The organism is Legionella norrlandica (assembly GCF_000770585.1).
GTDB lineage: Bacteria > Pseudomonadota > Gammaproteobacteria > Legionellales > Legionellaceae > Legionella > Legionella norrlandica.
This window is the reverse complement of the sequence record NZ_JNCF01000020.1, coordinates 24,049-47,852: the sequence shown is the minus strand read 5'-3', so window position 1 is coordinate 47,852 and position 23,804 is coordinate 24,049. Positions and strand designations below refer to the sequence as shown.

Sequence of the window (23,804 nt, the reverse complement as noted above, 5' to 3'; positions counted from 1 at the left end):
ACTTCAGCAAGAATATGCATTTTGCAAGAACAATAACATAATGCTCAATTCCTTTCTTTATCGCTGGCACGAAAAGAAAAAATCACTAAAGAGTGACAATAAAAAAGCGGTCAGCTCAAGGAAGACCAACCGTATTGCCTCGTTTGAACCGGTTGTTCTAACGGAACCGTCGCCCTGCTCATTACTCGAAAACAGCTTAGTTGAACTAAGCCTACATTTTCCAAACCAAATTCGTTAGGTCATGAAGCTAAGCGTAAGGGATGATAGCTTTTCATCCTTGTTTAAACAGGTGATGAAAGCATGTTAATTCCGGAGAGTGGAAGGATTCATTTATATTGTGGTATTACCGATATGCGCAAATCGATAAATACACTCGCCATGATGGTAAAAGATGTATTAGCCATGGAACCAACGAGTGGCCATTTATTTTTATTTCGCGGTCGCGGTGGTGATAAACTAAAAGCGCTTTATTATGAGGAGAACAGCTTTACCTTATGGTATCGACGATTGGAAAAGGGGAAATTTGTTTTTCCGCGCAATGCCCAGGGCACTATTGAGCTGAGCCAAGCGCATTTTAATTGGCTATTGGCGAGTAATAAGTACGCGCCTCGACCTTCCTTGGCGTGTAGCCATTCTACCTAACCATTTTTTGATTGAGTAACCGTTAGCATGGATGGCAGACGTTATGAACGTTATCGATACTTAATGAACGCTGCTTAGTAGTGCAATCTCGATACGTACGAAATTTTACCTGCGATTTAAAGTAAAATTATACAAAACATCACAAGGATCTCCAAATTGTTTATTTATAGCCTTTTTTAATTCAAAAAATTTAGAAGACTCTTGATGGTTGAGGACTTCAATAAATTGAGGAAGGACAATTTTTTCTGAGATAAGGAATTCTCCTAGTTTTTGGCATGTATTTTTCTGGTCTAGTTGATCATTTTGAAATAAAATTTCAAAGAAATCTTGTTGAATATTTTTAATTAATTCTGACATATGCTCTTTAGGAGTGCGCTGCCAAATATATATAAAGCTATCGAAGTTTCTCTTCAAAGCATATTCTACAAAAGAATGACTATATCGATTACTTAAATTTAATATTTTTAAGTACTCTTCGCAGGTTATCTTATCAAAAAGTATTTTTAATGCTGCTGGGTTATTAACCGCCTTATGAAAAACTGTATCTCTTGTTCGTTGTATTACTCGGGTAAATAATGTAAAAGCCTGTGTTACAGGAAATTCTTCAAAAAGATAGTTAATAGCAGCTGGATTATGGGCATAAATATGAAAAAAAGTGTTACCATCTTCAAATGGAGTTTTGATTAGATCTAAACGCTGATTTTTAGGTAATAAATTAAGAAATAAAGGTATTTTATTTGAGTTACAAAATGCATAATCCTCAAGAAAAATATTGCCAGTTTTTTTATTATATTGTTTTAGGAGGTCAAGACGATCATTTTCTAAAAATAATTTTAAAATTATTTTTAAATTATTATTTTCACAGGCGAGGCCAAAAGGCGTTTCATTACATGCATTTGATAAAAATAAAATATCTTTAAGCTCATGCAATGGAATACGTTTCAGTATAATTTTTAAACTGTCCAAGTTCTTTATAGCAATATGGAGAGGTGTATTTTTAACTATATTTATACTTTTTATTGCATTTAAGTGTTCTTCCTCTGGCAGCCAGTTAAAAATCATTTCTAAGCTTTCGGGATAGGGAGCGGCTAGATGAATCAAATTATCTAAATTTTTATTTAAAGTAAAATAGCTATTTCCTTTCATTCTATTAGGTGTTAAATATTTTAAAACTATTTGTAAGGTACCAGGATAAGTTACACTAGAATGAAGAATCGTATTTCCTCTAGGATTATTTTTATTACCTAAAATTAGAAGCTTTTCCTCTTCTGAAAATTGATTCCAAGTTAACTCAAAAAGTAAGGAAATTGGTAATAATAAATCAAGCAGACCTTTTTCCACACCTTCATTAATTAATAAATTTTCTTTATTAATTAAGTGCTTAAAAATGACTTTTTGCATCTCTTCATTAGTCATAGTGAGCAGAAAATAAAGATATTCAGCCTTATTTAAATATTCTTTTAGATATTCTAAAAGATGTTTGCATAATGTTTCTATTTTTGTTGGTGTTAATTCGGTAAACAAGATAATTAGATTTTCTAATTTTTTGATTGTTTTACCCCAATTTTTAATATGAACCTCATTGCCTAATAAAATTTTTTCTATTTCTATTTCAGGTAAATCCTTAATAAGGTTTACTAAACTTTGAAATGAATAACCAGTAAATTTGATATTACATGACTCAAAAAGTTTCTTGGTCAAAGGTAAATGGTCATATCCTTCTATCATGCCAGTTTCTATTGATTCATTTAGCTTATCTAAAGTAGTTGAAAATTCTATTTTTAATTTTTCTATAAATTCTTTACTATCAGTTTCCCTTAATCCAATACCTGCTAGTTGAACTTCTTTTCCCAACATAGCCTGATGAAGCGAGTTTTTACGAAGTAGCATACAGGTTTCCAACGGGCCAATAGGCCGTTCTCCTGGTAAGTATTCTCCTATACAATTACGTAATTTATTCAATGACTCTGTAAGCTTGTCGTCTAAAGTAAACGGAGAGCTTTTTTGTAATTTATTGTAATATTCAAAAAAGTTTCTTATTGCTTTTTCTACTCCAGAGCCGGCTATTTCTTCAGTTCCAATTCCGTCTTTACTGTTATAAAAAAGAGAGTTGTATAATAAATGTAATTGTCCAAGCAGAGTGGTTTTATCCTGTGCAATATTTTGCATGGATTCATAATGTATTATGAGATTTTTTGTTAATGAATTATGCGTACTTAAACGTTTAAATTCAGAGTCACTTATGCTAGATGGTAAATTGGGATCATTCTCAAAATAATAATTATGTACTAACATATTTATTTCTTCAGTTCCTAAAGAATTTAATGCCCATAACGGAATAATATATTGTCCATTGTCTGATATAATATGGGTTTTTAGAAACTTGATTACGACAGTTGTTCTATTACAATTTTCCTGAAAGCTGAGCGTAGAAATTTTGCTGGCCGACCCTGATTGCCATCTCCAATCTTTAGGCGTATGTATCTCAGGCGACTCTCCAAAGATAAGACTCGGCATTAAAAGTTGAATAACCTCTATAAGAGACAGAGAGGTTTTGCCTTTTTCACTAAACAACGCACAGGCGAGACTAACTAAAAATTTTGTTGTTGCTGATTCTGGTAAAGCTGTATATGAGAGTGCTGTACACTTGATTTCTTCCCAGATGGTTAAAAAAATATTTTTAAAAATCTCAAAATTTATTTCTTCGTTGTTTTCTGAATTTACTAAAGAGTTAAAAATATCATAAATTTTTTCACCATGTTTTTTTATTAAAATTCCTTTTATATAAGTATACTGTTTTTCTTCTTCGGATTTATCAATAAGATATTTGTCAAGTAATACCATTAATTCATTTTTTTTCATAAAGTTAATCTTCTAAATTTAAGGGATTTTAAGTGGGAATTGCGAATTCGCAAAGCATTATATATTAGACTTTTTTGCATAACACAATGAATTCATTAATTTTTTATCATTACAGAATCTTTAACTCAGTTATAAATGACCTATTTTATATTTTTTAATAGAGGAATCGATAAGATATTTTTCAAGTTTACTCTGTAGTACTAACAAGAAGGTGCTAATTATAAAAACTTATACATTGGGGCAAAAGAGCTTATAATACGCAAATGTGCAGAGAGTTAAGCAACAAAGGATGTATAAGCCCAATAGGAGGTATCGCAAATGCCAAACCAGAATATTATGTTACAAGACGGGAAGGGTAGAGTGAGAATTGAAATATCGAAATCTGATTCTAATGAGTTAACTATATTTGCAAATTTTTATGATCATCGCCCCTCTATTGCCGGCAAAGACAATTTTGTTTCGACCATAAAACAGATGTTAACTGATCGTTCTCAATGTTTTGATAAGCTAACGTTTCATTCTTGTAAGGTCAGCAGTGATGTATTTGTGGATATTATTGATGAAATTTGCGAAAAAGAAATCCCTATTGAAAAACTGTATTTAAAGAGCATCCAGCCCTTTGTGCGATACTCCGTGGAACAGGAGTCTTTTTGGATGTCTGTAGGAGAGTGTCTAGCTAAGATACTTAGGAGTAGTAATCATTTAAAAGAACTTTATCTTACTTCTTACCCAGGTAACATGGGGGATTCTAATGTTTTAGACGATTTATATTTCGCTTTAAGAAAGAATAACACATTAAAAAAATTGAGTTTAGAACAATCTTCAACCATAATTGATAATTTGATAAGTGATAACCAATCGTCACTAGAAGAATTGTCTGTGTTTAGCAATGAAATACCCATATATTATATTTATTATATTACAAAGTTATTCAACGCACTAAAAAATGACACTAAAATAAAAGTATTATCTTTAACAGGTCAACTAGATGCTCAATCTACTGATAAACTTTTTATTGTATTGGAAGACTTCTTTCTTCAAAATAAAACCCTGATTGACCTAGAGATAGATAATAGTTTTTTTACAGAGGCGCAAAAAAATCAACTTACAGAATGGTTAGATATTAATAAGAATATAAGATTTAAAAAAACGAAATCTGCTCGGAATTATTTTGCTGAAGAAAATGAATTAAAAATGCTTAAAAAAGAGGTTGAAATCCCTGTTGAAATATTAAATAAATTTGATGAGGAACAAGCCAGACCACTTTCTAATCTGGCTAAAAGACATCGGCAGGAGGGAGGAGAGCCGGAGTTTATAAAGCATAAGTTACCTAAAAAAAGTGCGACAGACACCTTGGATACTCATGGTCTATTTTCATCAAAAGTCAAAACGGGTGAGCATGAGAGCCAGTTGAATTCTTTGACGATAAACTGTGACTTTGCAGCAAAAAAACATTGATTCACTATTTTCACCACAACCTATTGATTACATCTAGCCTCTGTTGATAAATACTGGATTGAGAAGCTACGATGCGCTTTATGTAATGAAGTCTTTTCTGCCGATATTCCAACTGCCACAAGGACGATGAAGTTCAACACTACAAGGCACATCGCTATTTGTAAACGCTCACCCAAATACACCTTCTGCGGCGCGATAAATTAAGCAACATTATTCTTTTAAATAAGAAGGAGTGTATCGATGGCTCGGGAGACCCCTTATTGGGACGAAATAATAGAACGCTATAAAGCAAGTGGTTTAACGCAAGTTGAATTTTGTAAATGTAATAATGTGATGCTCAATCAGTTTTTATATCGTTGGCACGAAAAGAAAAAATCACTAAAGAGGGGCATGGATAAGGCAGTCACTTCAAAAAAAAGCTAGCCGAATTGCCTCGTTTGAACCGGTTGTTCTAACCGAATCACCGCCAGGCTGTATACCCGAAAACAGTTTAATGGAACTAAGCCTGCATTTTCCAAACCAAATTCGTTGTGTAATGAAGCTAAGTGTAAGGGAGAGAGCTTTTCATCCTTATTAACACAGGTATTGAAAGCATGTTAATTCCGGACAATGCAAAAATTCATTTATATTGCGGAATTACTGTTATGCGCAAATCAATAAATACGCTAGCCATGATGGTAAAAGATGTATTGGCCATGGAGCCTACGAGTGGCCATTTGTTTTTATTTCGTGGCCGCGGCGGCGATAAGTTAAAAGCACTTATTATGAAGAGCACAGCTTTACCTTATGGTATCGCCAGTTGGAAAAGGGTAAGTTTATTTTTCCGCACAATGCCCAGGGCAATATTGAGCTGAGCCAAGAGCATTTTAAGTGGTTATTGGCGAGTAATAAATTCGTTCATTATCCGGTGAAGACCCGATAATTTATCGCGATTTTTATTAAAAAATCCTCATGAAATCAGGGTGATTATGGTATAATCCGTCCATGAAAAAGACAGATTTATTACCTCAATCCATAGCTGAACTTCAAGCACTTGTTCTTGCATTACAAGAGGAAAATGCGGCATTAAAGCAGAACTACGAGCGCGTTTTAGAGCAATTTAGACTCGCGCAACAACAGCGCTTTTCTCGCTCTTCAGAAAGCAACGTATTGCAATGGAATTGCAGTTTGATGAGGCAGAAGCCGTGCCTGTTGTAGAATTGCCTGAAGAAGAAAATACCGTCACGATCATTTACACCCGTAACAAACCAAAGCGCCGAGCCTTGCCAGATGATTTGCCTCATGAGGTGATTGAACATGATATTACGGAGCTTGATAAGCGCTGTGCTTGTGGAAGCATGAAACAACGAATTGGTGAAGAGGTTAGCGAGCAATTAGAAATCATTCCCGCTCAATTAAAAGTAATTGCCCATGTTCGACCCAAATATGCCTGTAATCGTTGTGATGAAGGCGTCAGTATCGCGCCAATGCCCATACTCTTCCTACCTAAAAGCATGGCGGCCCCCAGTTTGGTGGCACATACTATCATTAGCAAATACCAAAACCATCTTCCGCTTTACCGCCAGGAAAAAACATGGGAAGGTATGGGCATTCATATACCAAGAAATACTGCTTGTGGCTGGGTAATGCAGGCAGCTGAGGTGTGCCTCCCCATGCGCGAAGCGTTAATCCGCGCTTTATTAGCGTTCAATTACTTACAAGCGGATGAAACACCACTGCAGGTCATGAATGAACAGGGACGAAACAATACCTCAAACAGTTATATGTGGGTTTACCAAAGTGTAAAACCTGACAAAAAAGTCATTTTTTTGATTACCGAGAAACCAGACAAGCGCTTTGGCCGAAAGAAATCCTTAAGGGTTACCAAGGCTATTTACAAACCGATGGCTATAGTGGCTATGACTGGGTGAATCAGCAGCCGGACATCATTCATCTTGGGTGCATGGCTCATGCCAGAAGAACCTTTGCCGAACTCGTCAAACTGGCCAAAACCACCGGAAAATCTCATCAAGCTGTCGCTTTTTTTCAAAAACTCTATGCTATTGAAAAACAAGCTAAAGCTGAGAAGCTCTCGCCAGAACAACGTTACAACTTGCGATTAAGCAAGGCTGCTCCCATCTTAAACGAAATGGCGCACTGGCTCGAGAAATCTATCTCTTATGCCGTACCCCAATCCAAATTAGCTAATGCCTTAACCTATATGCATCAACGCTGGAAAGAACTAAATCATTACTTGCTCGACGGTATCCTTGAAATCGACAACAACGCTATCGAAAATCAGATAAGACCCTTAGCTCTCGGGCGTAAAAACTGGCTTTTTGCTGCTACCCCTAATGGCGCTCAGGCCTCCGCCCTTTTTTATAGTCTCATTGCAACAGCTAATGCTAATGGATGGAATGCTTTTGATTATCTCAGAGTCCTCTTTGAAAATGTGCGTGCCTGCAAATCCCTGCAGGATTACACTGCTTTACTTCCTTTTAATTTGAATCAGAGGCCAACGTAGTTGGCCGACCGCTTACGTTTTTCCTTAGTTTTCGATTAAATTAAGCAAAAAAGTGATTATCCTGTTAAAGATTCTATTTTTGAAGGTTGGATTTCAATAATATAAGCTGATTTAACAACCCCCATACACTTTAAAAAATACTCTGTAATTAATTCCATCGGTTTTCTAAGGCGTTCCACATCAGTAATGATATATCCTGCAGTCACATGGTTAGTCATTAAGAGTGATTTCTCGCATGGACTGTGCCCTTTTTTCAGCCACCGGATCTTTACCCATAGCAATTTGCCCAAGTAATTCAATGGCTTCATCGTATATTTCTTTTGTGCACTTTGCCCCGCTTTAATAGGCTTAGGAATGTTAAGTTTTCAATATTGGTTTTGTTGATTCGCATCCTGTTCTCTCAATTTTAATTTTGCGTGTCGAAACGTGTCGAAATGTCTAAAACCCTAATTTTCTAATTCGTAATCAAAAGGTCGGAGGTTCGACTCCTCTCAGCGGCATAGTAAAATCAAGTAGTTACGAAATTTTTTCGAGAAGGTCTTTTTTGTGTCGCAGCTGTGTCGCAATATGTTACGACAAAAAAATGCAAGCACAATAAAATATATACTAATATTATAAAAAATATACGCTTCATTGTGTTTTATTATTTTGCCCTGGAGTAAAAATGTCAATTCCATCAGAACTTAATAAATACCCTGTTTTATGTGCATTTCTTGAAAGCGATCCACCTGATACTAGCTTAGTCAGTAAGCTTGCTACAGGTAGCTATAATTTAGCATTAAACAATGGATTGTCGCTTTTGCAACTATGTGCCTACTTAGGTAAGACAGCTCATATACAAGCATCTGCTTTTCAAGACTATCACGGCGAAATAAAAAATCGAAGTTATTCTGCCATCCATTTAGCAGCAGCTAATGGTCACCTGGATACGGTTAATTACTTAGAAGGCTATCTTAATGACGGGGAAAAAAAAGAAGCAGTTCAAGCAATCAGATATGCAGCCCTGGTAGATGCGGCTAAAAATGGCCACACCGAAATAGTGAAACACTTAGAAAGCTATCTTACTGATCAAGAAAAAATGGATGCCATTAAGATAGATAGCTATTCAGTTATCCGATTAGCAGCAGCTAATGGTCACCTGGATACCCTTAAATATTTAGAAACACATCTTAATGACCAGGAAAAAAAGGCAGTCACGAAAGCGTATGACTATAGTATTACTCGATCTGCAGCAAAAGGTGGTTTCCTGGAAATAATTAAGCATATAGAAAGGCATCTTGATGAGAAGGAAAAAAAGGAAGCAGTAAAAGCGTATAAATATAGTGTTATTAGAACTGCAGCAGAAGGCGGTTTCCTGGAAATAATTAAGCATCTAGTTGAGTCTCTTGATGAGCAGGAAAAAAAGCAAGCCATTAGAGAGGATCGTTATTCCCCTTTCCAACTAGCTGCCAAAGGTGGTCATATAGAAACATTTAGGCATTTAGAAACCTATCTTGATGAGCAGGAAATAAAGCAAGTGATTAAATCTGGGGACTATGCAGCTTACCGATTAGCAGCTGGTAATGGTCACAAAGAACTGGTGGATTACTTAGAAAAGCAGCTTGATGAGCAAGAAAAAAAGGAAGCAGCGAAAGCCCAGAACTATAATATTACTCAATCTGCAGCAAAAGGCGGTTTCACAGAAATAATCAAGCACATAGAAACACATCTTAATGAGGTGGAAAAGAAGGAAGCTGTTAAAGCTAACAGGTATGCAGCTTACCGACGAGCTGTTGAAGCTGGCCATCCAGATACAGTGAGACATTTAGAAACACAGCTTGACGACACAGAAAAAAAAGAGCAGGTAAAGCAATCTAACTACATGATCATTCGAAACTTGGCAAAAAATGGTCATTTGAAAATGATTAAGCACTTAGAAACACATCTCAATGAGCAGGAAAAATATGAAGCCGTAAAATATAATCGCTATGCAGCATTGCAAAATGCAATTAGCCAGGGTCACCGGGAAATTGTGCATCATTTTCTTGAAATCGCTGACGTACTGGCTTATGTCGAAATGCATGATGAGGAATATGGAGCGAATTATGTGTATCCTTTTATTGAGCAAAAACTAAGAATAATTGCTCAGGCTAAAACTAGCTATGAACAAGCTAATCCCAATGGGGTTTTTGATGTTTCTGCAGAAGAAGCACGTCATTGCTTCTATATACTAAGAAATTTAATTCGTCGCAATAATCCGGATTTACAGGATGACTTCCTTTTATTAATGGATATTCCTGCAGTCAAATCTCTATTGCATACAGCGGTAACTCCAGAAGAACAGAATGAGTTATTACGTTTAGCATTGTCTGAGGATAATGACTGGGCGGCAACGCAATTACTGCAAGTCCCTGCAGTGAGGCACCTGGCGGAACAGAGCAATTTTTATCAGCAGTTCAATTTAGGCGCATTGGATTTAAGGCGCTTGGCGCAAGATCATGAATCATCCATGACTGCTTTAACTCAAGGAGAGCAGAAACGGCTTAAAGCGGCCATGGAAAGGTACGAGCCAATGATGAAGGACGCGGGAGTTGAAAACCTGTTTGCGGAATTGTTAAACGATTTAAGCAGCCGCTATCAGCAGAATCCTGCGAGTATAGAGTACAATGGGCAGACTCTTGTTTTACCTGAACAGTGGTCTGATTTTCAAGCCTTGAATTTAGACGCCGACAGTTATCAGCACGCTATGATGGCTTACTACCAACATACAGTGCATACAGTTTTACGCTATTTTAGTAAGCCAAATCCCTGGATGGCTAACAATGCTTCTTATGTTTATGTTGATGAAGAACAGGCTGGTCGTTATTCGACCTTTGAAGAATATAAACCCCTGATTGTTTTATTCTGGTTGGCAGCGATTGATAGCAGCATTGTCGGTTCTGATAATTTTAAAACGCCTGAAGAACGCCTTGATCATTTTCTTATGGAATTGGCCCTGATTGGCCGCGCCCATAATTGGGATAAAACACGAATCGCCACTGATGCAAAAGGGAGTGAATATGAGGAGGAATATGATGATTTGGAGGGTGATAAGCCCAGCTGTTTTTCAGGCGTAAAGAGACGCTTATTTCAATCGGTACCAGGCCATCCTTTATTGATAATGTTGACTTTAGATGATGTTCGGCAAGAGCTTCGCGAATTTGTCCGTCATTTTTATTCTTCAAATATTAATTCTCTTAATCGAGAAAAGATTAATGACGCCATTGAGACCTTTCTTGATGAGGATACCATAGACGAGATTTTAGTGAATTTAAATATATCGCCAACCAAGCAAGCAGAATTTCAGCAGAGCTTAGTTGATAAATATGGTGAGCAAGCCAACGACAGTCAATTTACCCAATGGATTAGGACTGAGTTTAGTTTTAAAGGAAAAGAACAGGGCTCGCATCTGCTTAATTTTATGGATTTGGGCCAGTTAAGACAATTTCTAATAACGCCTTCGCTTAAACAGGGGGAAAACCCCGCTGGCTTTTTTTCAAGCGATAGTTTAAGAAATACCGAGCCTGAGCAGCTAGACGAGGATAGTCCTTCGTTGAATAAAGCCCTTTAATTTACTGGATGTGGTATAACTGCAGAGAAAGAGTGTATTAGTTATCATAAGGTATTCTCGAGATTAATTCCCAAAAATACCTTATTTAAATTAGGGCGTGTTGAACAACGCCCTAGAGAAGACTTCATTTTTCCTTAATAATTTATGCCTATAATAATTACAATGTTCTATATGTGAGTTTTCATGGTGAAGCTATGTCGTTGAGTAAAGAAATACAAGAAGCGAGTTTGAAGTCATTAATACATGATTATAAGGATCAATTAAATGAAACGGATATAAAGCTTTTAGAGTTTATAAATAATCTTGCCGCCGCTGATGATATTCCTTTATACACCCAGGACCAAAGTATTATCAATTTTTTAATTAAAACTATTAAAGAAAGCAAATCTGAACAAAACTCCGATTTGCAGAATACTTCTCATTTAATTTATGGCTTGGTAATAAGGGAGATGGAGGTTCAATCCGCTTTAAACCGGCAAAGACATTTGCAGCAAGGACGCTTTGATGAAGAGCCATTGCATTTAAGAAATGAGCGAGATCAACTGCAAGATCATGATATGACCCTTCTTATGCCTAAATCTCAAGGCAATATTGACGTTATGGCAGTTATCAATCGTTATGATCCACATTCTGCTAATGCCATCATAGAGGCTCTGGCAAATGATATATATAATCCAGAATTTCAACACATTGTTATACCTGTTGGCCCAGGACACTGGCGAGGAGTCTATTTAACCAAACCCATGATAGTAACTGATGAGGTAAAATATGACCTGGAGCTTTTCGATCCTTATGGACCCCAAGGTGCTGCTACGCTTGATGATTATATCCTGGACTTATTAGCTCGATGTGGAATTCCTAAAGAACGCATTAATATACGTCATACTGGTCCAAAGCTCCCTCGGGGAGATGCTTATTCATGCGGGGATTTTACTTGCGCGCATAGCCACAAGAAGATGAAAGAGTTCGGGGCTCCTAAAACCAGTTATAATCAAATTCTCATCGATACTCTCGATAATTTGGGAAATGAAAATGATGTCCTTCGATTAGCAACGCGGGAGGAAACTCGTAAATTAATTGAAAAAAACAAAATAAACTCACCCATTCCACCAAAGGTTCCAGATCGCCTCCCTAATAAGGATGATGAGAATAAGGATGAGATAGCAAAGGGGCAATCTAAAGAAGAAGCAAGAGACAGTTCTTCCGAAAAGAAAAGCAAATTATCATTAGCAGCTCGGATTGGGCTTTTTATTGGCGGAAGTACCTTAGTTTCAGGGGGCATAGGTGCGGTTATTGGTGGACTCCTGGGCTTCTTTCTTTTGCCAGGATTTGGTGCGCCAATTGGAGCTGTAATAGGAGCCGCTATCGGTGTAGGGGCAGGTCTTCTGGTGACGGGGATGGCGAGTTTATTTTGGATCAGAAGTCGTCAAACATCAAATACCCAGTCTTCAGAAAATAATACCATGACTCAAGAAGCTCCTGGATTAAAGTCCCATAAATTGGATAAATCTCATAAACAAAGTCCTGAAATTGATAAAGAGCCTATACACAGTCCACCACTGTTTTCGTCTCCTGCCAAAGAGACACTTGTAGAGGATGATAGTACAGATGAATTAAAGCCTGGACATGGACCTAAATAACTATTTCTGGGGTTTGAACTAAAAGGTAGTTAACATTATGCCATACTTGTGTATGGTGGGAATGGCGCGCAATTAAAAACGTATCAAACTATGATTTTGCCCTGACTGAATACCGGGCTTCTAACCTCAGAACTTACGTGCTAATATGAATTATTTGATATAAATTGTGTTCGAATTTATGACTCTGAAAAATTTCTTTCCTTGGCTTAATGAAGCATGGCAATCTTATGAACAATGTCGTTCTTCACTCTGGTGGCCTTTGAGCTACCTCTTGTTAACACCTCTTGCCGTTTTGATTGTATTTGGATTGATTATTCCTTTGGGATTAAACCATTGGGGTTGGATTAGCTTTAATCATGCAATTATTAATTATCCCTATCTTCTAATACTATTGGGCATGATTTGTTTGGCTCTTTTCCCTTTTCTTGATGGTTTATACCAGACGATTAAGACGCATCTGGATGGAAAAATTGTTAATTTAAATAATGATGCGATTGATTTTATTAACCCAGATACATCTAAAACAATGAGCTTATCTATGGGGCCCATTTTATTAGCGGTTATTATTTTACAGATGGCAGGTACTTTCTTTAAGCCTGTTCAATTGTTGGTTTTATTCACCTATATACTGGCTATTTTTACTCCTATTCTAAGTGTTAATAATCCGCAATCACCTTTGAAAAAAAGTTTAGAGTCTATGCAATTTGTTCTCAGTAATAAAAAATTGGTTGGAAAGGTATGGGGATTACGTGTCTTGATTCTCCTTTCTTTGATAACTCCCTGGTTTATTGTTGGTATGACAAGTGGACATCCAGTTTTAAAAATGGGAGCTCTAATTGCAGGCTTACCATTATTTGTTTATGCGGTAGTAAAATTGTTACCTTTCTATTTTTTCTATCCAGCTTATATTTATCATCAAATAGCACATCAAGCTAAAAATTTATAGGATAGAAAACTGCAATAACATCATTATTTCTAGCTTTACGGTTGTGGGCATAAAGCCCAAAGTATGTCGATGATGAAGGCATGCCAACGGCCCTCTAGTTTTATTTACTTAACATGATATTTGTATTATTTATTCGACTCCTAGCTCTATAGCAAAGGCTAAGGCTAATTTTGAAAAATTAGTCATATGCTCCAGATTCAATAAGTCCATTGTATCTGAAGAGCTACCTATATAAGGATTCATGCCTTTTAAATCTGATTCGACAGGGTATGCTACTGGAATGCTTTCTTCATTCCAGGAGACATGATCACTACATTCATAACCGCATTGAGAAAAATCAACTGGCACATGAATATAAGTTGTAATTAATTTTGCAATATATTGACTCAGATCATTGTTGGTATTGTCAGTAAATACCCACATTGTAGAGTCAGCTGAATTGATGCGAAATCCTGTTTTATCGAGTTGGAGAACCGCTTTAATAGGAATAGATTTTTCTTGAAAATACTGAACTACATACTGAGAACCAGCTAAATTTCTATCGGTAGCGGCGTACCAAATAATATAGATAGGGTGCTTTAATTTAATTTTAGAGGCTAACAGGGTGCGAGCAGTTTCCATAATCGCAGCGGCACCGCTTCCTTCATCAGCGCCTGGCATACGCCCATCGAGAGTATCCATATGGGCACCAATTACAATGGCAGGGGTTTTAATGTCTTTACCAATCACTGTCACAACAGAAGGTTGCTTATACCATCCTGTTTTCACCAAAAATGCTGCTGTATCCACCCGATTATAAGTTCTTGCCATGGTCTCGAATGTAGTTTTTAACCAATTCGCCGCATCAACTCCAGTATCTTTGGTTGCTGAACGATTAGCATAGGAGGTTAAATGATTTAACGCTTGCCAAATGTTGTCAGAAACTACTCCTTTTAATGCCATATCTACTTCTTTTTGATGCTTGATTGTATAAATATACTGTTCAGTTTTAGCTGAGTTTAATGCACTATTCCGTAATAGATTTTCTGCTGATTTCTTTTTAGTGGCTAATTGGACATCAGTGAATTTATCAGTGAGATTGATAATGTCGCCGCACTGGGTTTGTTTCACTAAAAGAGTCATCTTTTCAGCATCATAACTGGTTAAATCTATGATTTTGTATTGTTCATTTTCCGCTAAGACATTATGAGCAATAGTAATTTCTGCACCAAGACACTGTGGCACTTGTAATTGCTCATGAGGTGGCTGGTTGCTTGCAAAAAATGAATTACTTACTAGTGCAATACTGGCAGTAATCCATGTCAAATATTCAAGCATTTCCTCTCCCAGATTGATATTATTAAATATTTTGATAGAGCAAATATACCGCAAAAAATACAAAAAATACACCTCTTTGTTCAAAAATTGCTTTATTTGAAGTTTTAGAATTTTATTAATATCCAAAAAGGTGGTTTACTATAAAATTGATGTAATAATTGAATTGTAATCAATATCTTGGACTTATGAACAAAAAGGATCAAGATTTGATTAAATTAATACAAAAGAGATAATAATGAATAATGTCATTATTAATAAAAATTTAACTATTCAATTGATTTTGATGTTATTCTTTGGAATATTTTTTTATACCCCGTCCTATGCATTTTTATCTAAAAATAGAATCGAAATGCATACAACTAATTCTGTAGTTACAATGAAGCCTAATCATGCCCATGAAATCGTTGTATTAATACATGGTTTAATGCGTACTTATATGAGTATGAGACCCCTAAAAACCCATTTAGAATCTCTAGGTTATGAAGTGTATTTATACAAATATCCTTCTGCGAAATATACTATTCAACAACATGGCATTTATCTCAATCAGTTTATTTCGACATTACTTGTGGATCATCCGGGGTTAAAAGTTCATTTCATTACACATAGTCTTGGGGGGATTGTCGTCAGAGAGGCATTATCCAAATTATCTCAAAAACAATTAAAAAATATTGGTTACCTCATTATGCTGGCACCTCCTAATCAAGGCTCAGATCTTGCCAAATTATCGATTAAATTTTTCCCAATGATTACGTATTTTATCAAACCGCTAGGCGAGCTAAGTTCTGATGAAACATCTTATGTGCATCGTGTTCCTATACCAAATATAAAAATGGGTATAATCGCTGGGCGATTTGATGCGAAAGTGCCTCCTTCTTCAGCTTATCTACAAGGACAGGCAGAGCCAGTCATTATTAATACCACTCATACTTTTATTATGAATAATTCAAAAACAAAAGAATTAATTATAAATTTTTTAGAAAAAGGAGCATTTCAATAGCAGTAACACAAAAGCCGCTGAATACTGCAAGGTCAGCGGCTTTTGAGACCATTATCTAAAACAACGTAATTGTCCCCACATATTGCGCCAACAGCCTGGATGATATGGTGCTGGAGTTGCATAAGGACCTGGATAGTTTAGTACACAAACACCATTATGAATGGCACGATGATATCCATATCCACATCCTTGAGCTGCATTTGCTGTGGAGGTGAACACTACGGCCATAAGCAATAGACTTATCATAGCTATATTACGCAACAAACCTTGGAAACACACGGAACGTGCATTCATGATACTCTCCTTATACTATTTAATTTGTTTTTGTAACATACAGAATAAGTATAGAGTTAATTTTTAATTTATGCCCAAAAAATGATCAAAATATGGGTCCATTTTTAAGACAAAAACCTCATTAGCTTTGGCATTTGAAGTAGTTTTTCAAAGTGCATGTTAATTTCCAGATCTGGGACTACAATAAGTAGTAAGGATAAGTATATTGAGTAGAATTTTATGGAACGATTTCAAGATCGCTATCAGGCAGGTCGGCTATTAGGAGAGCAACTTAAATTTTATCGAAACCGAAGTGATGTAATAGTACTTGGATTGCCACGTGGGGGAGTACCTGTTGCTGCCATGATTGCAGAGGCTATAAATGCTCCTTTGGATTTGATGATTGTCCGTAAATTGGGTGTCCCAGGTCATGAAGAATTAGCTTTTGGCGCTTTGGCAAGCAATAGAATCAAAGTTTACAATGAGGATTTGCTTCAGTATCTACAGTTATCTCAAGAAGCAATTGACGAAGTTATTTCTCGAGAAGAAAGCGAATTAGAGAGACGAAATACAATTTATCGCGGTGGCAGACCTTTCCCTGACTTAAAAAATAGAATAGTCATCTTGGTTGATGATGGTATCGCAACTGGGGCAAGTATGCGTGCCGCTGTTCTTGCTTTACGCAAGGCATCACCTAAAAAAATTATTGTAGCAGTTCCTGTAGCTCCTGAGGATATGAATGCTACAATGAAAGGCCTTGCGGATGAATATGTTTGCCTTATGGTACCGAGCCCTTTTAATGCAGTAGGGCTATGGTATGATGATTTTTCTCAGACAGAAGACGATGAAGTACTGTCTCTCCTTAATTTGAATAACAAGTAATAGATCGTAAGGAGATCTATTACTGATGGAATTATAAAAACGTGAATTATGCTGTGTATTGTATTCCCAGCAAAGCAGTATTCATCATGGGGTTTTGATCATCAAGGGTTAAGCTGGATCTTAATGTAACAGGATTAAAAACCCCAGATGTTCCTGGGCTTGCTCCCACAGCAAGTAAATAAGAACCAGTGATGGACCAATTAGAATCTATGTTATAAGCTACTCCAAGCTTGATTGTTGGTAATACAGCAGTCCTATTGGTTTTAAGACTAAAACTGTCTACGACTGGAAATACAGTAGGAGTAAAATAGGCAGTAGAGCTTGTTTGCATATTTTGGATTAGTGCACCTGCTTTACCATACAAAGTAAAATAATTTTGAATATAACTAATGCCTAATAAGGCATCAAATCCACTTAATGTGTGTTCAATGTTTAAGGCCGCTGGGAGCGTGGCAAAAGTGTCTGAAATGCTTGGGTTAATAGTAGTTTTACCATAATAACCCCAGCCAACTTCTCCAGTAATCCCATATTGATCGTCTATCATACTGAGCACGCCTACTGCAAGTCGGGCAGTATAACCTTGCTCGTCTTGAGTTGATGTAAGAGTGTTGCTGCTCCCAACGACACTAAAATTATATCCATCAATTGAACTCCAGGTGTACCCCCCCTCAAGTGATACAAAACCAGAGCAACAAGAAGAATTATAGCCTCCCATACCTCCTGCGTGGGCAAATGAACTGGATAAGACAGAAATTAAGGGTATTAGAATAAATTTTTTCATGATTTAGTAACTCATTCCATGTTTATTATTAAGTTTAAAAGTCACTAATTTAAATCAGTTAACGAGGAATTACCAGTAAAATTAATGATTAAAAAAACGTAGTAATTTTTATTATTTCTCCTTCTTTTTGAGTCCAAAGCAAGATGGTAAGTAAAAAGCATTAGTGATTGGCACTGATTTTACTAGGGCTTTTACAAGCTATTCACAAGGATATGCACAGATTTTGTGGATAACCTCATTGCTCTGTTTTGGAATTTATTAAACAAAATAATATTAATTATCAATTAGTTATTAATAATAAGTGGATTTTTAAGAGTTTGTCTTGTGGTAATGGTTATGTTTTATTCACAATTTTTAAAATTTGTGGTTGATAGAATAAGCGAGTAGAGTTCTCCATCAGAAACTAATGTTGTTTCCCATATTGTAATTTATAAGGAAGCTATTATAATGCCCTCTTTTTGTTCATTTGGAAAAAAATGCCTAAATTTATCTTTGTTATTGGAGGTACTGGATCAGGGAAGTCTACGGTTTCAGAGGAAATTAAATTAAAAGCAGAGGATCAACAATTAACTGTTTCTATATTGAGTTTGGATCATTATTACTTACCAAAGAGCAAGTTAGATCCTGAAAAGCCAAAGAATTTTGATGTTCCTGAAGCCCTGGAGCAGTCCTTAATACGGGAGCATTTACGGGATTTGGAGGCTGGAAAAGCTATTACTAGGCCAACGTATAGTATGGTAACTGGCGACAGGGTAGAGGAGGGAGAGGTATCAATTGAACCTACCAATGTCATTATCGTTGAAGGCATTTTTGCCGGTGAATACCCCTCATTTTTGAGAAGGGAAACAGAAAAATTCAAAGTTTATTTGCAATCACATCAACTAAAAGACAATTATACTAGAAAAGAAGAAAGAGATATGGTTGAAAGAAAGCAATCAGAATCTCATATTCAGGCTATGAAGAAAAACCAGATGGGAGGATTTTTTCAATACGTAGCTACTCATATGGTATCTTCAGATATAGTCATAGATAATATTTGGTTGCCTACTAAAAATATATCTAGTGAAAAAGTTCCGTTAATAGTTAAGGGCGAATTAGAAAAATTACTAGAGTTTTTATGTCCTGGGCAACAACATCAGGATTCTTCGAGATTATCCTATTAAAAGTATTTCCCTCTTGGTTTGCATGACGTACGAATTCTCGTATACTAGGAGGGGACTGGATGTTTAGTTTTTGTTTCTGCCTGTGTTTCTGTTCCAAGCAATTTAATAAAACTCGGGCCGAGGTGATTACGCCAGTGCTTTACGTTTTAGGTTAATATTAGCATCTCCCAATATATAGACAAATAATTTTTATTTTTATCATTTTGTATATCTTTTTTAATGTGCTTATAATTACGTAAAGACGAATAATTTAATTCGAAGTATCATCCGAGACCAAGTACTTTTGCAAGATCCCTATTAGGAGACAGTTATGGAATCAAAAGCAGAAAATCAAACAGTCATTTTCTCATCCGAAACTGATGCAAAAAAAGCGTGTTTGCGGCTAGATAAAGAAGGAGCACCTCAAAAAGAGGATAAAGCAGTGTGGCTCTTGAGAGAAAGTTCTGTGCCTGGACTTTTGACGATTACCTATTTTAATCATGAAAAGGACAGGTACGTTCATATCCGAATTGGTTTTGTGGGAAATAAATGGGAGTTTGGACCCTCAGATTTCTATAAGGCGATTGAGTTCTCAAAACGCGCTGAGGCTGCTTTTAGTAAGGCACTTCCCCCAAAAAGCTTTGAGAGTTTGGTTCAATTATTAAGTGATTATGGTTATAATTTAAACAAACAACTAATTCCTAAGTCAAACGAATCCTCCCAGAATGCGCAATACACGGGTTATACAGCGAACGAGTTTACAGGATCAACGTCTACAAATCGATACACACCGTTTGATTAAAATATAGTGTAATCTACTATAATAGCTTAAAAAGGATGCCTTTGGTGATTTGCAATCTTGACAACACATTGAATAAAAAGTTAACATTTCACATTGTGTTTTAATCATTTGTTTTTTATGAATAAAAGTTGGCAATTAATAAAAAGAGAATCGCTCTCCCAAAATACCAACAGATTAGCTGTTGGGTTGCCACCATCTCATTAGGTTCATTAATCTCAGTTGTCGTCGTGGTGGTCAGTGTTACCCTTTCTCCTGCTCTGAGACGGCTACTCTCCTGACTTATCTGCCCCGCCTCAGGGCGGAAATATCGGCGGGTAAGAATAAGCGGTTATTGATTTCTGTCTCTAACCTAATGCGAACAAGTTAGGAGTTATTGTGAACACATTTCCATTTAAGCATCCTTTGCTTGCTAAAACTTATCTCTGGATCATATGGGCGATAGCTGCGTGTTTCTTTTTTTATAAGTATTTGATTCAGGTATCCCCTAGTGTGATGACGGCTGATTTGATGAAAGCCTTTGAGGTGAATGCTACCGGCCTTGGGAATTTATCCGCTTTTTATTTTTATTCCTATTTGTTCATGCAAATACCTGTTGGCATCATGTTGGATAGGTACAGCCCACGATTGCTGACAACTCTTGCCATTTTTGTATGCAGTATTAGTACTTTTATTTTTTCACAAACCGATACCTTATGGCTAGCTTGTTTGAGTCGAGCATTAATGGGGGCAGGAGCAGCTTTTGCTGCAGTTTCCTGTTTTAAATTAGCAGCAGTATGGTTTTCTCCAACACGATTTGCTTTAGTTTCCGGGATGTTTATGACAGCCGCCATGTTGGGTGCGGTAGGTGGACAGATGCCTTTGGCATTTTTGGTTCAACAAGAAGGTTGGAGAATGGCACTTGAGGTAGTTAGTGCTATGGGTATTGTGTTAGGAGTTCTGTATTTTCTCGTTTTAAGAGATAAACCTGTTCAAACACAGCAGGTTCCAAATAATCAAGAAAAGATTAGTGAGCTATTACGACGTATTGTGATTAATAAACAGGCTTGGGCTTTATCTTTATATAGTGGATTAGCTTTTGCTCCTGTTTCAGTTTTTGGCGGCTTGTGGGGAGTGCCTTTTTTAGAAAAAGCCTATCATTTGTCACGTACTGATGCCGCTCTTGCTATCTCGTTTATTTTTGTAGGTTTTGCGGCAGGTGCGCCATTTTGGGGTTGGTTCTCAGATTTCATAAGACGCAGAAAACCAGTGCTATTTACGGGAACATTTTCAGCTTTAATAAGTCTATTGGTTGTCATTTATAGCTCAAACCAATATTTGCTTACTTTGATAGTTCTTTTATTTATCTTTGGTTTTAGTGCAAGTGGGTTTTTTACCAGTTTTGCCATGATCAGAGAGTTGTTCCCTTTGATCCTTGTCGCTACAGTGCTTGGTATTATGAACACATTTAATTCAATTTTTGAGGCTTTATTTGAGCCACTAGTTGGTGCTTTGTTAGACTGGAGTTGGGATGGAGCAGTAATTGATGGCATTCACCAATTTACTTTACAAGGATACTACTGGTCTCTTCTGCTGTTGCCAATATCTTTGATTTTAGCATTACTGACTTTGCTATTAATTGATGAAACATATTGTTGTACTAGAGAAGAAGGGAGAGGATAGCCTAATTGCCGTCGAACCCTGGTTGCTTGCAGCCAGGGTTCTGAATCTAGAAAAATTAATGCAATTGACAATTTTCAATTTCATTTATAAAAAGAACCAATTTTTCGCTGATTGCCATTTCCGTATTTTTCAATGCCCTAAACAAATGTTGTTTCGCTTTCATGGGATTTTTATGGTTAAAGTATATAGATTCAGCAATTTCAGTGAGAAAACACTCCGAATTTAATTGTTTTGCTTTATCAATTAATTGTTCTGCAGGTATAAAATCTTCTGATAAGGCGTGAATTAAAGCTAATCCACCCCAGGCATCTGAAAGTTCTTCTGCTAGATGAGATGCTTTTTGATAACTTTCATAGGCTTCTCCAATATTATTATTGAGTAGCTGACACCAGGCTAAAACAATTAGACAATCATAAAATTCAGGGTAAATTTCGATAGCTTTATTTAAAGCATGTTTTGCAGATTCGATATCGCCTTGCGCTAAATAAGTATTTCCTAAAGCAAACCAGAGGCGGCTGTCCTGTGGATTAATTTGTAATAGCTCTTCAATTTCTTCGATATGAGTTTCCTGGGTCATCACACGAATCAAAATATTAACTAATTTGGCATCATAATTATGCGGGCTTATTTGCAAGGCGCGAAGACTGGTTTCTTTTGCTTGTTCTTCTTTATTTTGATCAAAATAGAGAAGTGATAGAAGGCCTAAAGCTTCTACATTATTGGGATTATGGTTTAAGCTATGCTCCACAATACTGACGGCTTCTTCATACGAATTTTGTTTTTGCAGGATTCTGGCTATTAGTAGTTGGGCTTCAGGATAATATTCATTCTCTTTTAGAGGTTCCAATACTTCCCAGGCTTGCTCAAAATCATAGGTAATGAAATGAGTAAATCCTAAATTATAGCGAAGAGCAGGGGTGTCTGCATATTGGAGTGCCTCAATAAAATGTTCTTTAGCTTGAGCAAATTGACCTTGATTTAAATGAAGTAAACCTTGCTGTCCTAGACAAGCAATACGATCAATAGCGCTGGCTTTGTTTAAGTAAACTTGTGCGAGCTCCAGATTTTCCATTTCCAAATAAAGATTGCTGATGTGGACCAGTAGGTGTAAATTATTTTCGTCTTGATCTAAATAAGATAGATGTCGGTTAAGTTTCTCTTGTAATATTTGATTGCTCATGGGGTGTCCTTTAAATGTCCTATATTAAAGCTATGAACTGGCCTTGCTAAAAAATAATTTTCCATTATTTCGAACAACTTATTTTTTGCGGTAAAAACCCATAAGGGCCTTTTGCGTTTAGATTATAAGTCACAGTACAACTTTTTATTTTTTGAGGCAATTGTTGAGTGAGTTCGATACCTGTTTGATTGTAATGGCAAACAATGTAAATAGTATCATAAGGGGAAAATTTCCACTCGGATTTTCTTTTATTAGAGTGATTGGGTTTTAAACTGGCTTGTGATTTAGGATGGCCGGAATAAAAAGAAACACGACTAAGATAATTATTTTTAATTCCAGTCAGAGTTTCCCAGCCTTGAGGAGAAGTTTGTATGTGCTCCAGCGTATTAATTTCTTTTGGGCATTGCGGGATATAGGTTCCGGCTTGCAAAAGAGCAGAAAAACCCATTAATAGAAAGCTAATTACCTTATTACAATAACACATGGGAATTTCCTTTTTATTTAAATGATATACGTTTTCAAAAGCCAATAGAGCTCTTGCAAACCTACATCTTTTGTATTAGCGCTTCGTTGCAAGCATTTCTCCTGTACTCATTTACTTCATATAAACTCTGATCCTCGAAACGTTTGCGCTTTGCACTAATTCAAAATCTACCGGTTATGCAAGAGCTCTAATAAAATGACTTTTGAAAACTTGTAAATTTCCCTGATCTAAAGCCAGATAAAAAATAATCACCTCGTTGCTTTAATATTGATCCTTATAGGGAAGGTTAACTCAGGGTCATTTTTTAGCAATTCAAAAATCCTATATAAATTCAATGGTAATAAAACTGAGTGCAAGATGAATATAGGATGCAAATGATAACCCAAACCATAGGTAATAAACGCTACATTACTACAAATTGCGATAAGCCTTAGTGTCAAAATCCTTTTGACATAAAATGTAGCGAAAACTAAAGATGAAGCGATATAGCCGATTAAATCGATTGATTCCATTTTTAACTCCACTTCAAAATCCTTTCACTTTCACCATAACACTGACTGTAGCAAATCCGCAAGTTTTTTAATCAATTCTGATGATTTTATTAAGTGTTGGTATAATTAATCACAGATCTTTCAACAGGAATA

General features: G+C 36.3%; 22 protein-coding genes and 2 pseudogenes. 16 read left to right on the top strand and 8 right to left on the bottom strand.

The features are described 5' to 3' along the window. On the top strand, positions 1-238 hold a 238-nt coding region (locus tag OK13_RS14855; protein WP_206538895.1), incomplete at its 5' end, for a hypothetical protein. A gap of 62 nt (positions 239-300) precedes the next feature. Then, on the top strand, positions 301-642 hold the full coding sequence (gene tnpB / locus OK13_RS06950) for an IS66 family insertion sequence element accessory protein TnpB (RefSeq protein WP_052117610.1): 342 nt from the start codon (positions 301-303) through the stop codon (positions 640-642). Positions 643-747: 105 nt separating this feature from the next. Here tnpB (OK13_RS06950) and OK13_RS06945 read toward each other — a convergent pair whose 3' ends face one another. Next, positions 748-3,504, bottom strand: coding sequence for an ankyrin repeat domain-containing protein (locus OK13_RS06945; RefSeq protein ID WP_035889214.1), 2,757 nt, complete (start codon positions 3,502-3,504; stop codon positions 748-750). Positions 3,505-3,864: 360 nt separating this feature from the next. Between OK13_RS06945 and OK13_RS06940 the strand changes: the two genes are divergently transcribed. From OK13_RS06940 to tnpC (OK13_RS13930), 6 genes and pseudogenes are all read left to right on the top strand, one after another. Beyond that, complete coding sequence (locus tag OK13_RS06940; RefSeq protein WP_152571615.1) at positions 3,865-4,962, top strand: hypothetical protein; 1,098 nt, start codon at positions 3,865-3,867, stop codon at positions 4,960-4,962. Between the two features lie 240 nt (positions 4,963-5,202). Further along, the gene (gene tnpA / locus OK13_RS06935) at positions 5,203-5,385 is read left to right on the top strand and encodes an IS66 family insertion sequence element accessory protein TnpA (RefSeq protein WP_035889212.1); all 183 of its coding nucleotides are present in this window, start codon (positions 5,203-5,205) and stop codon (positions 5,383-5,385) included. 170 nt (positions 5,386-5,555) lie between these two features. Continuing rightward, positions 5,556-5,884 (top strand): annotated as a pseudogene (gene tnpB / locus OK13_RS06930) (IS66 family insertion sequence element accessory protein TnpB). Positions 5,885-5,946: 62 nt separating this feature from the next. Next, positions 5,947-6,159 (top strand): hypothetical protein, encoded by a 213-nt coding sequence (locus OK13_RS14405; RefSeq protein ID WP_052117608.1) that lies wholly within the window; start codon positions 5,947-5,949, stop codon positions 6,157-6,159. Continuing rightward, positions 6,117-6,872 carry an IS66 family transposase gene (gene tnpC / locus OK13_RS13935; protein ID WP_081964890.1) on the top strand — a complete coding sequence of 252 codons (756 nt, stop codon included), beginning with the start codon at positions 6,117-6,119 and terminating at the stop codon, positions 6,870-6,872. The genes OK13_RS14405 and tnpC (OK13_RS13935) overlap by 43 nt, the downstream gene beginning before the upstream one ends. Continuing rightward, positions 6,812-7,465 carry an IS66 family transposase gene (gene tnpC / locus OK13_RS13930; protein WP_081964889.1) on the top strand — a complete coding sequence of 218 codons (654 nt, stop codon included), beginning with the start codon at positions 6,812-6,814 and terminating at the stop codon, positions 7,463-7,465. Before tnpC (OK13_RS13935) ends, tnpC (OK13_RS13930) begins: the two co-directional genes overlap by 61 nt. Positions 7,466-7,521: 56 nt before the next feature. Here the strand turns inward: tnpC (OK13_RS13930) and OK13_RS14400 are convergent. Continuing rightward, positions 7,522-7,683 (bottom strand): annotated as a pseudogene (locus OK13_RS14400) (integrase); the annotation flags it as partial. A gap of 446 nt (positions 7,684-8,129) precedes the next feature. Here OK13_RS14400 and OK13_RS13925 point away from each other — a divergent pair. From OK13_RS13925 to OK13_RS06905, 3 genes are all read left to right on the top strand, one after another. Further along, a complete protein-coding gene (locus OK13_RS13925; protein WP_052117605.1) occupies positions 8,130-11,054 on the top strand; it encodes an ankyrin repeat domain-containing protein in 2,925 nt (974 codons plus the stop codon). Positions 11,055-11,248: 194 nt separating this feature from the next. Further along, positions 11,249-12,694, top strand: coding sequence for a DUF456 domain-containing protein (locus tag OK13_RS06910; RefSeq protein WP_035889208.1), 1,446 nt, complete (start codon positions 11,249-11,251; stop codon positions 12,692-12,694). 178 nt (positions 12,695-12,872) lie between these two features. Beyond that, positions 12,873-13,640, top strand: coding sequence for a hypothetical protein (locus OK13_RS06905; protein WP_035889207.1), 768 nt, complete (start codon positions 12,873-12,875; stop codon positions 13,638-13,640). 129 nt (positions 13,641-13,769) lie between these two features. On the opposite strand, the gene lapA is transcribed toward OK13_RS06905, so the two are convergent. After that, positions 13,770-14,957 carry an aminopeptidase LapA gene (gene lapA / locus OK13_RS06900; RefSeq protein WP_035889228.1) on the bottom strand — a complete coding sequence of 396 codons (1,188 nt, stop codon included), beginning with the start codon at positions 14,955-14,957 and terminating at the stop codon, positions 13,770-13,772. 235 nt (positions 14,958-15,192) lie between these two features. On the opposite strand from lapA, the gene OK13_RS06895 reads away from it, so the two are divergent. Continuing rightward, on the top strand, positions 15,193-15,957 hold the full coding sequence (locus tag OK13_RS06895) for an esterase/lipase family protein (protein WP_035889206.1): 765 nt from the start codon (positions 15,193-15,195) through the stop codon (positions 15,955-15,957). A 51-nt stretch (positions 15,958-16,008) separates the two neighbouring features. Here the strand turns inward: OK13_RS06895 and OK13_RS06890 are convergent, their stop codons facing one another. Continuing rightward, positions 16,009-16,251 (bottom strand): hypothetical protein, encoded by a 243-nt coding sequence (locus OK13_RS06890; protein WP_035889205.1) that lies wholly within the window; start codon positions 16,249-16,251, stop codon positions 16,009-16,011. Between the two features lie 219 nt (positions 16,252-16,470). On the opposite strand from OK13_RS06890, the gene OK13_RS06885 reads away from it, so the two are divergent. Next, entirely contained in the window at positions 16,471-17,112 is a 642-nt protein-coding gene (locus OK13_RS06885) for a phosphoribosyltransferase (RefSeq protein WP_035889203.1), read from the top strand. A 46-nt stretch (positions 17,113-17,158) separates the two neighbouring features. Here OK13_RS06885 and OK13_RS06880 read toward each other — a convergent pair whose 3' ends face one another. After that, positions 17,159-17,893, bottom strand: coding sequence for an outer membrane beta-barrel protein (locus OK13_RS06880; RefSeq protein ID WP_035889201.1), 735 nt, complete (start codon positions 17,891-17,893; stop codon positions 17,159-17,161). A gap of 476 nt (positions 17,894-18,369) precedes the next feature. Here OK13_RS06880 and OK13_RS06875 point away from each other — a divergent pair, with 476 nt between their 5' ends. The 3 genes from OK13_RS06875 to OK13_RS06865 all read left to right on the top strand — a co-directional run bounded on the left by OK13_RS06875 (position 18,370) and on the right by OK13_RS06865 (position 21,496). Further along, a complete protein-coding gene (locus OK13_RS06875; protein ID WP_052117604.1) occupies positions 18,370-19,056 on the top strand; it encodes a nucleoside/nucleotide kinase family protein in 687 nt (228 codons plus the stop codon). A gap of 310 nt (positions 19,057-19,366) precedes the next feature. Then, positions 19,367-19,837 carry a hypothetical protein gene (locus tag OK13_RS06870; protein WP_035889198.1) on the top strand — a complete coding sequence of 157 codons (471 nt, stop codon included), beginning with the start codon at positions 19,367-19,369 and terminating at the stop codon, positions 19,835-19,837. A gap of 375 nt (positions 19,838-20,212) precedes the next feature. After that, entirely contained in the window at positions 20,213-21,496 is a 1,284-nt protein-coding gene (locus tag OK13_RS06865) for an MFS transporter (protein ID WP_035889196.1), read from the top strand. A gap of 55 nt (positions 21,497-21,551) precedes the next feature. Here the strand turns inward: OK13_RS06865 and OK13_RS06860 are convergent, their stop codons facing one another. The 3 genes from OK13_RS06860 to OK13_RS16025 form a co-directional block, all read right to left on the bottom strand. Next, positions 21,552-22,676, bottom strand: coding sequence for a tetratricopeptide repeat protein (locus OK13_RS06860; protein ID WP_035889195.1), 1,125 nt, complete (start codon positions 22,674-22,676; stop codon positions 21,552-21,554). Between the two features lie 64 nt (positions 22,677-22,740). Continuing rightward, positions 22,741-23,160: an STY0301 family protein gene (locus tag OK13_RS06855; RefSeq protein ID WP_035889193.1), complete on the bottom strand. Its 420-nt coding sequence runs from the start codon at positions 23,158-23,160 to the stop codon at positions 22,741-22,743. Between the two features lie 248 nt (positions 23,161-23,408). After that, complete coding sequence (locus OK13_RS16025) at positions 23,409-23,672, bottom strand: hypothetical protein (RefSeq protein ID WP_035889191.1); 264 nt, start codon at positions 23,670-23,672, stop codon at positions 23,409-23,411. Positions 23,673-23,804 lie beyond the last annotated feature (132 nt).

Bases quoted from the DNA above. Each gene is read 5' to 3' on its own strand.
- OK13_RS06855 (WP_035889193.1), bottom strand. From the start codon at position 23,160: ATGTGTTATTGTAATAAGGTAATTAGCTTTCTATTAATGGGTTTTTCT.
- OK13_RS06870 (WP_035889198.1), top strand. From the start codon at position 19,367: ATGGAATCAAAAGCAGAAAATCAAACAGTCATTTTCTCATCCGAAACT.
- OK13_RS06895 (WP_035889206.1), top strand. From the start codon at position 15,193: ATGAATAATGTCATTATTAATAAAAATTTAACTATTCAATTGATTTTG.
- tnpC (WP_081964890.1), top strand. From the start codon at position 6,117: ATGGAATTGCAGTTTGATGAGGCAGAAGCCGTGCCTGTTGTAGAATTG.
- OK13_RS13925 (WP_052117605.1), top strand. From the start codon at position 8,130: ATGTCAATTCCATCAGAACTTAATAAATACCCTGTTTTATGTGCATTT.
- OK13_RS16025 (WP_035889191.1), bottom strand. From the start codon at position 23,672: ATGGAATCAATCGATTTAATCGGCTATATCGCTTCATCTTTAGTTTTC.
- tnpA (WP_035889212.1), top strand. From the start codon at position 5,203: ATGGCTCGGGAGACCCCTTATTGGGACGAAATAATAGAACGCTATAAA.
- OK13_RS14405 (WP_052117608.1), top strand. From the start codon at position 5,947: ATGAAAAAGACAGATTTATTACCTCAATCCATAGCTGAACTTCAAGCA.
- OK13_RS06885 (WP_035889203.1), top strand. From the start codon at position 16,471: ATGGAACGATTTCAAGATCGCTATCAGGCAGGTCGGCTATTAGGAGAG.
- OK13_RS06945 (WP_035889214.1), bottom strand. From the start codon at position 3,504: ATGAAAAAAAATGAATTAATGGTATTACTTGACAAATATCTTATTGAT.
- OK13_RS06910 (WP_035889208.1), top strand. From the start codon at position 11,249: ATGTCGTTGAGTAAAGAAATACAAGAAGCGAGTTTGAAGTCATTAATA.
- OK13_RS06905 (WP_035889207.1), top strand. From the start codon at position 12,873: ATGACTCTGAAAAATTTCTTTCCTTGGCTTAATGAAGCATGGCAATCT.
- OK13_RS06875 (WP_052117604.1), top strand. From the start codon at position 18,370: ATGCCTAAATTTATCTTTGTTATTGGAGGTACTGGATCAGGGAAGTCT.
- lapA (WP_035889228.1), bottom strand. From the start codon at position 14,957: ATGCTTGAATATTTGACATGGATTACTGCCAGTATTGCACTAGTAAGT.
- OK13_RS06890 (WP_035889205.1), bottom strand. From the start codon at position 16,251: ATGAATGCACGTTCCGTGTGTTTCCAAGGTTTGTTGCGTAATATAGCT.
- tnpB (WP_052117610.1), top strand. From the start codon at position 301: ATGTTAATTCCGGAGAGTGGAAGGATTCATTTATATTGTGGTATTACC.
- OK13_RS06880 (WP_035889201.1), bottom strand. From the start codon at position 17,893: ATGAAAAAATTTATTCTAATACCCTTAATTTCTGTCTTATCCAGTTCA.
- OK13_RS06860 (WP_035889195.1), bottom strand. From the start codon at position 22,676: ATGAGCAATCAAATATTACAAGAGAAACTTAACCGACATCTATCTTAT.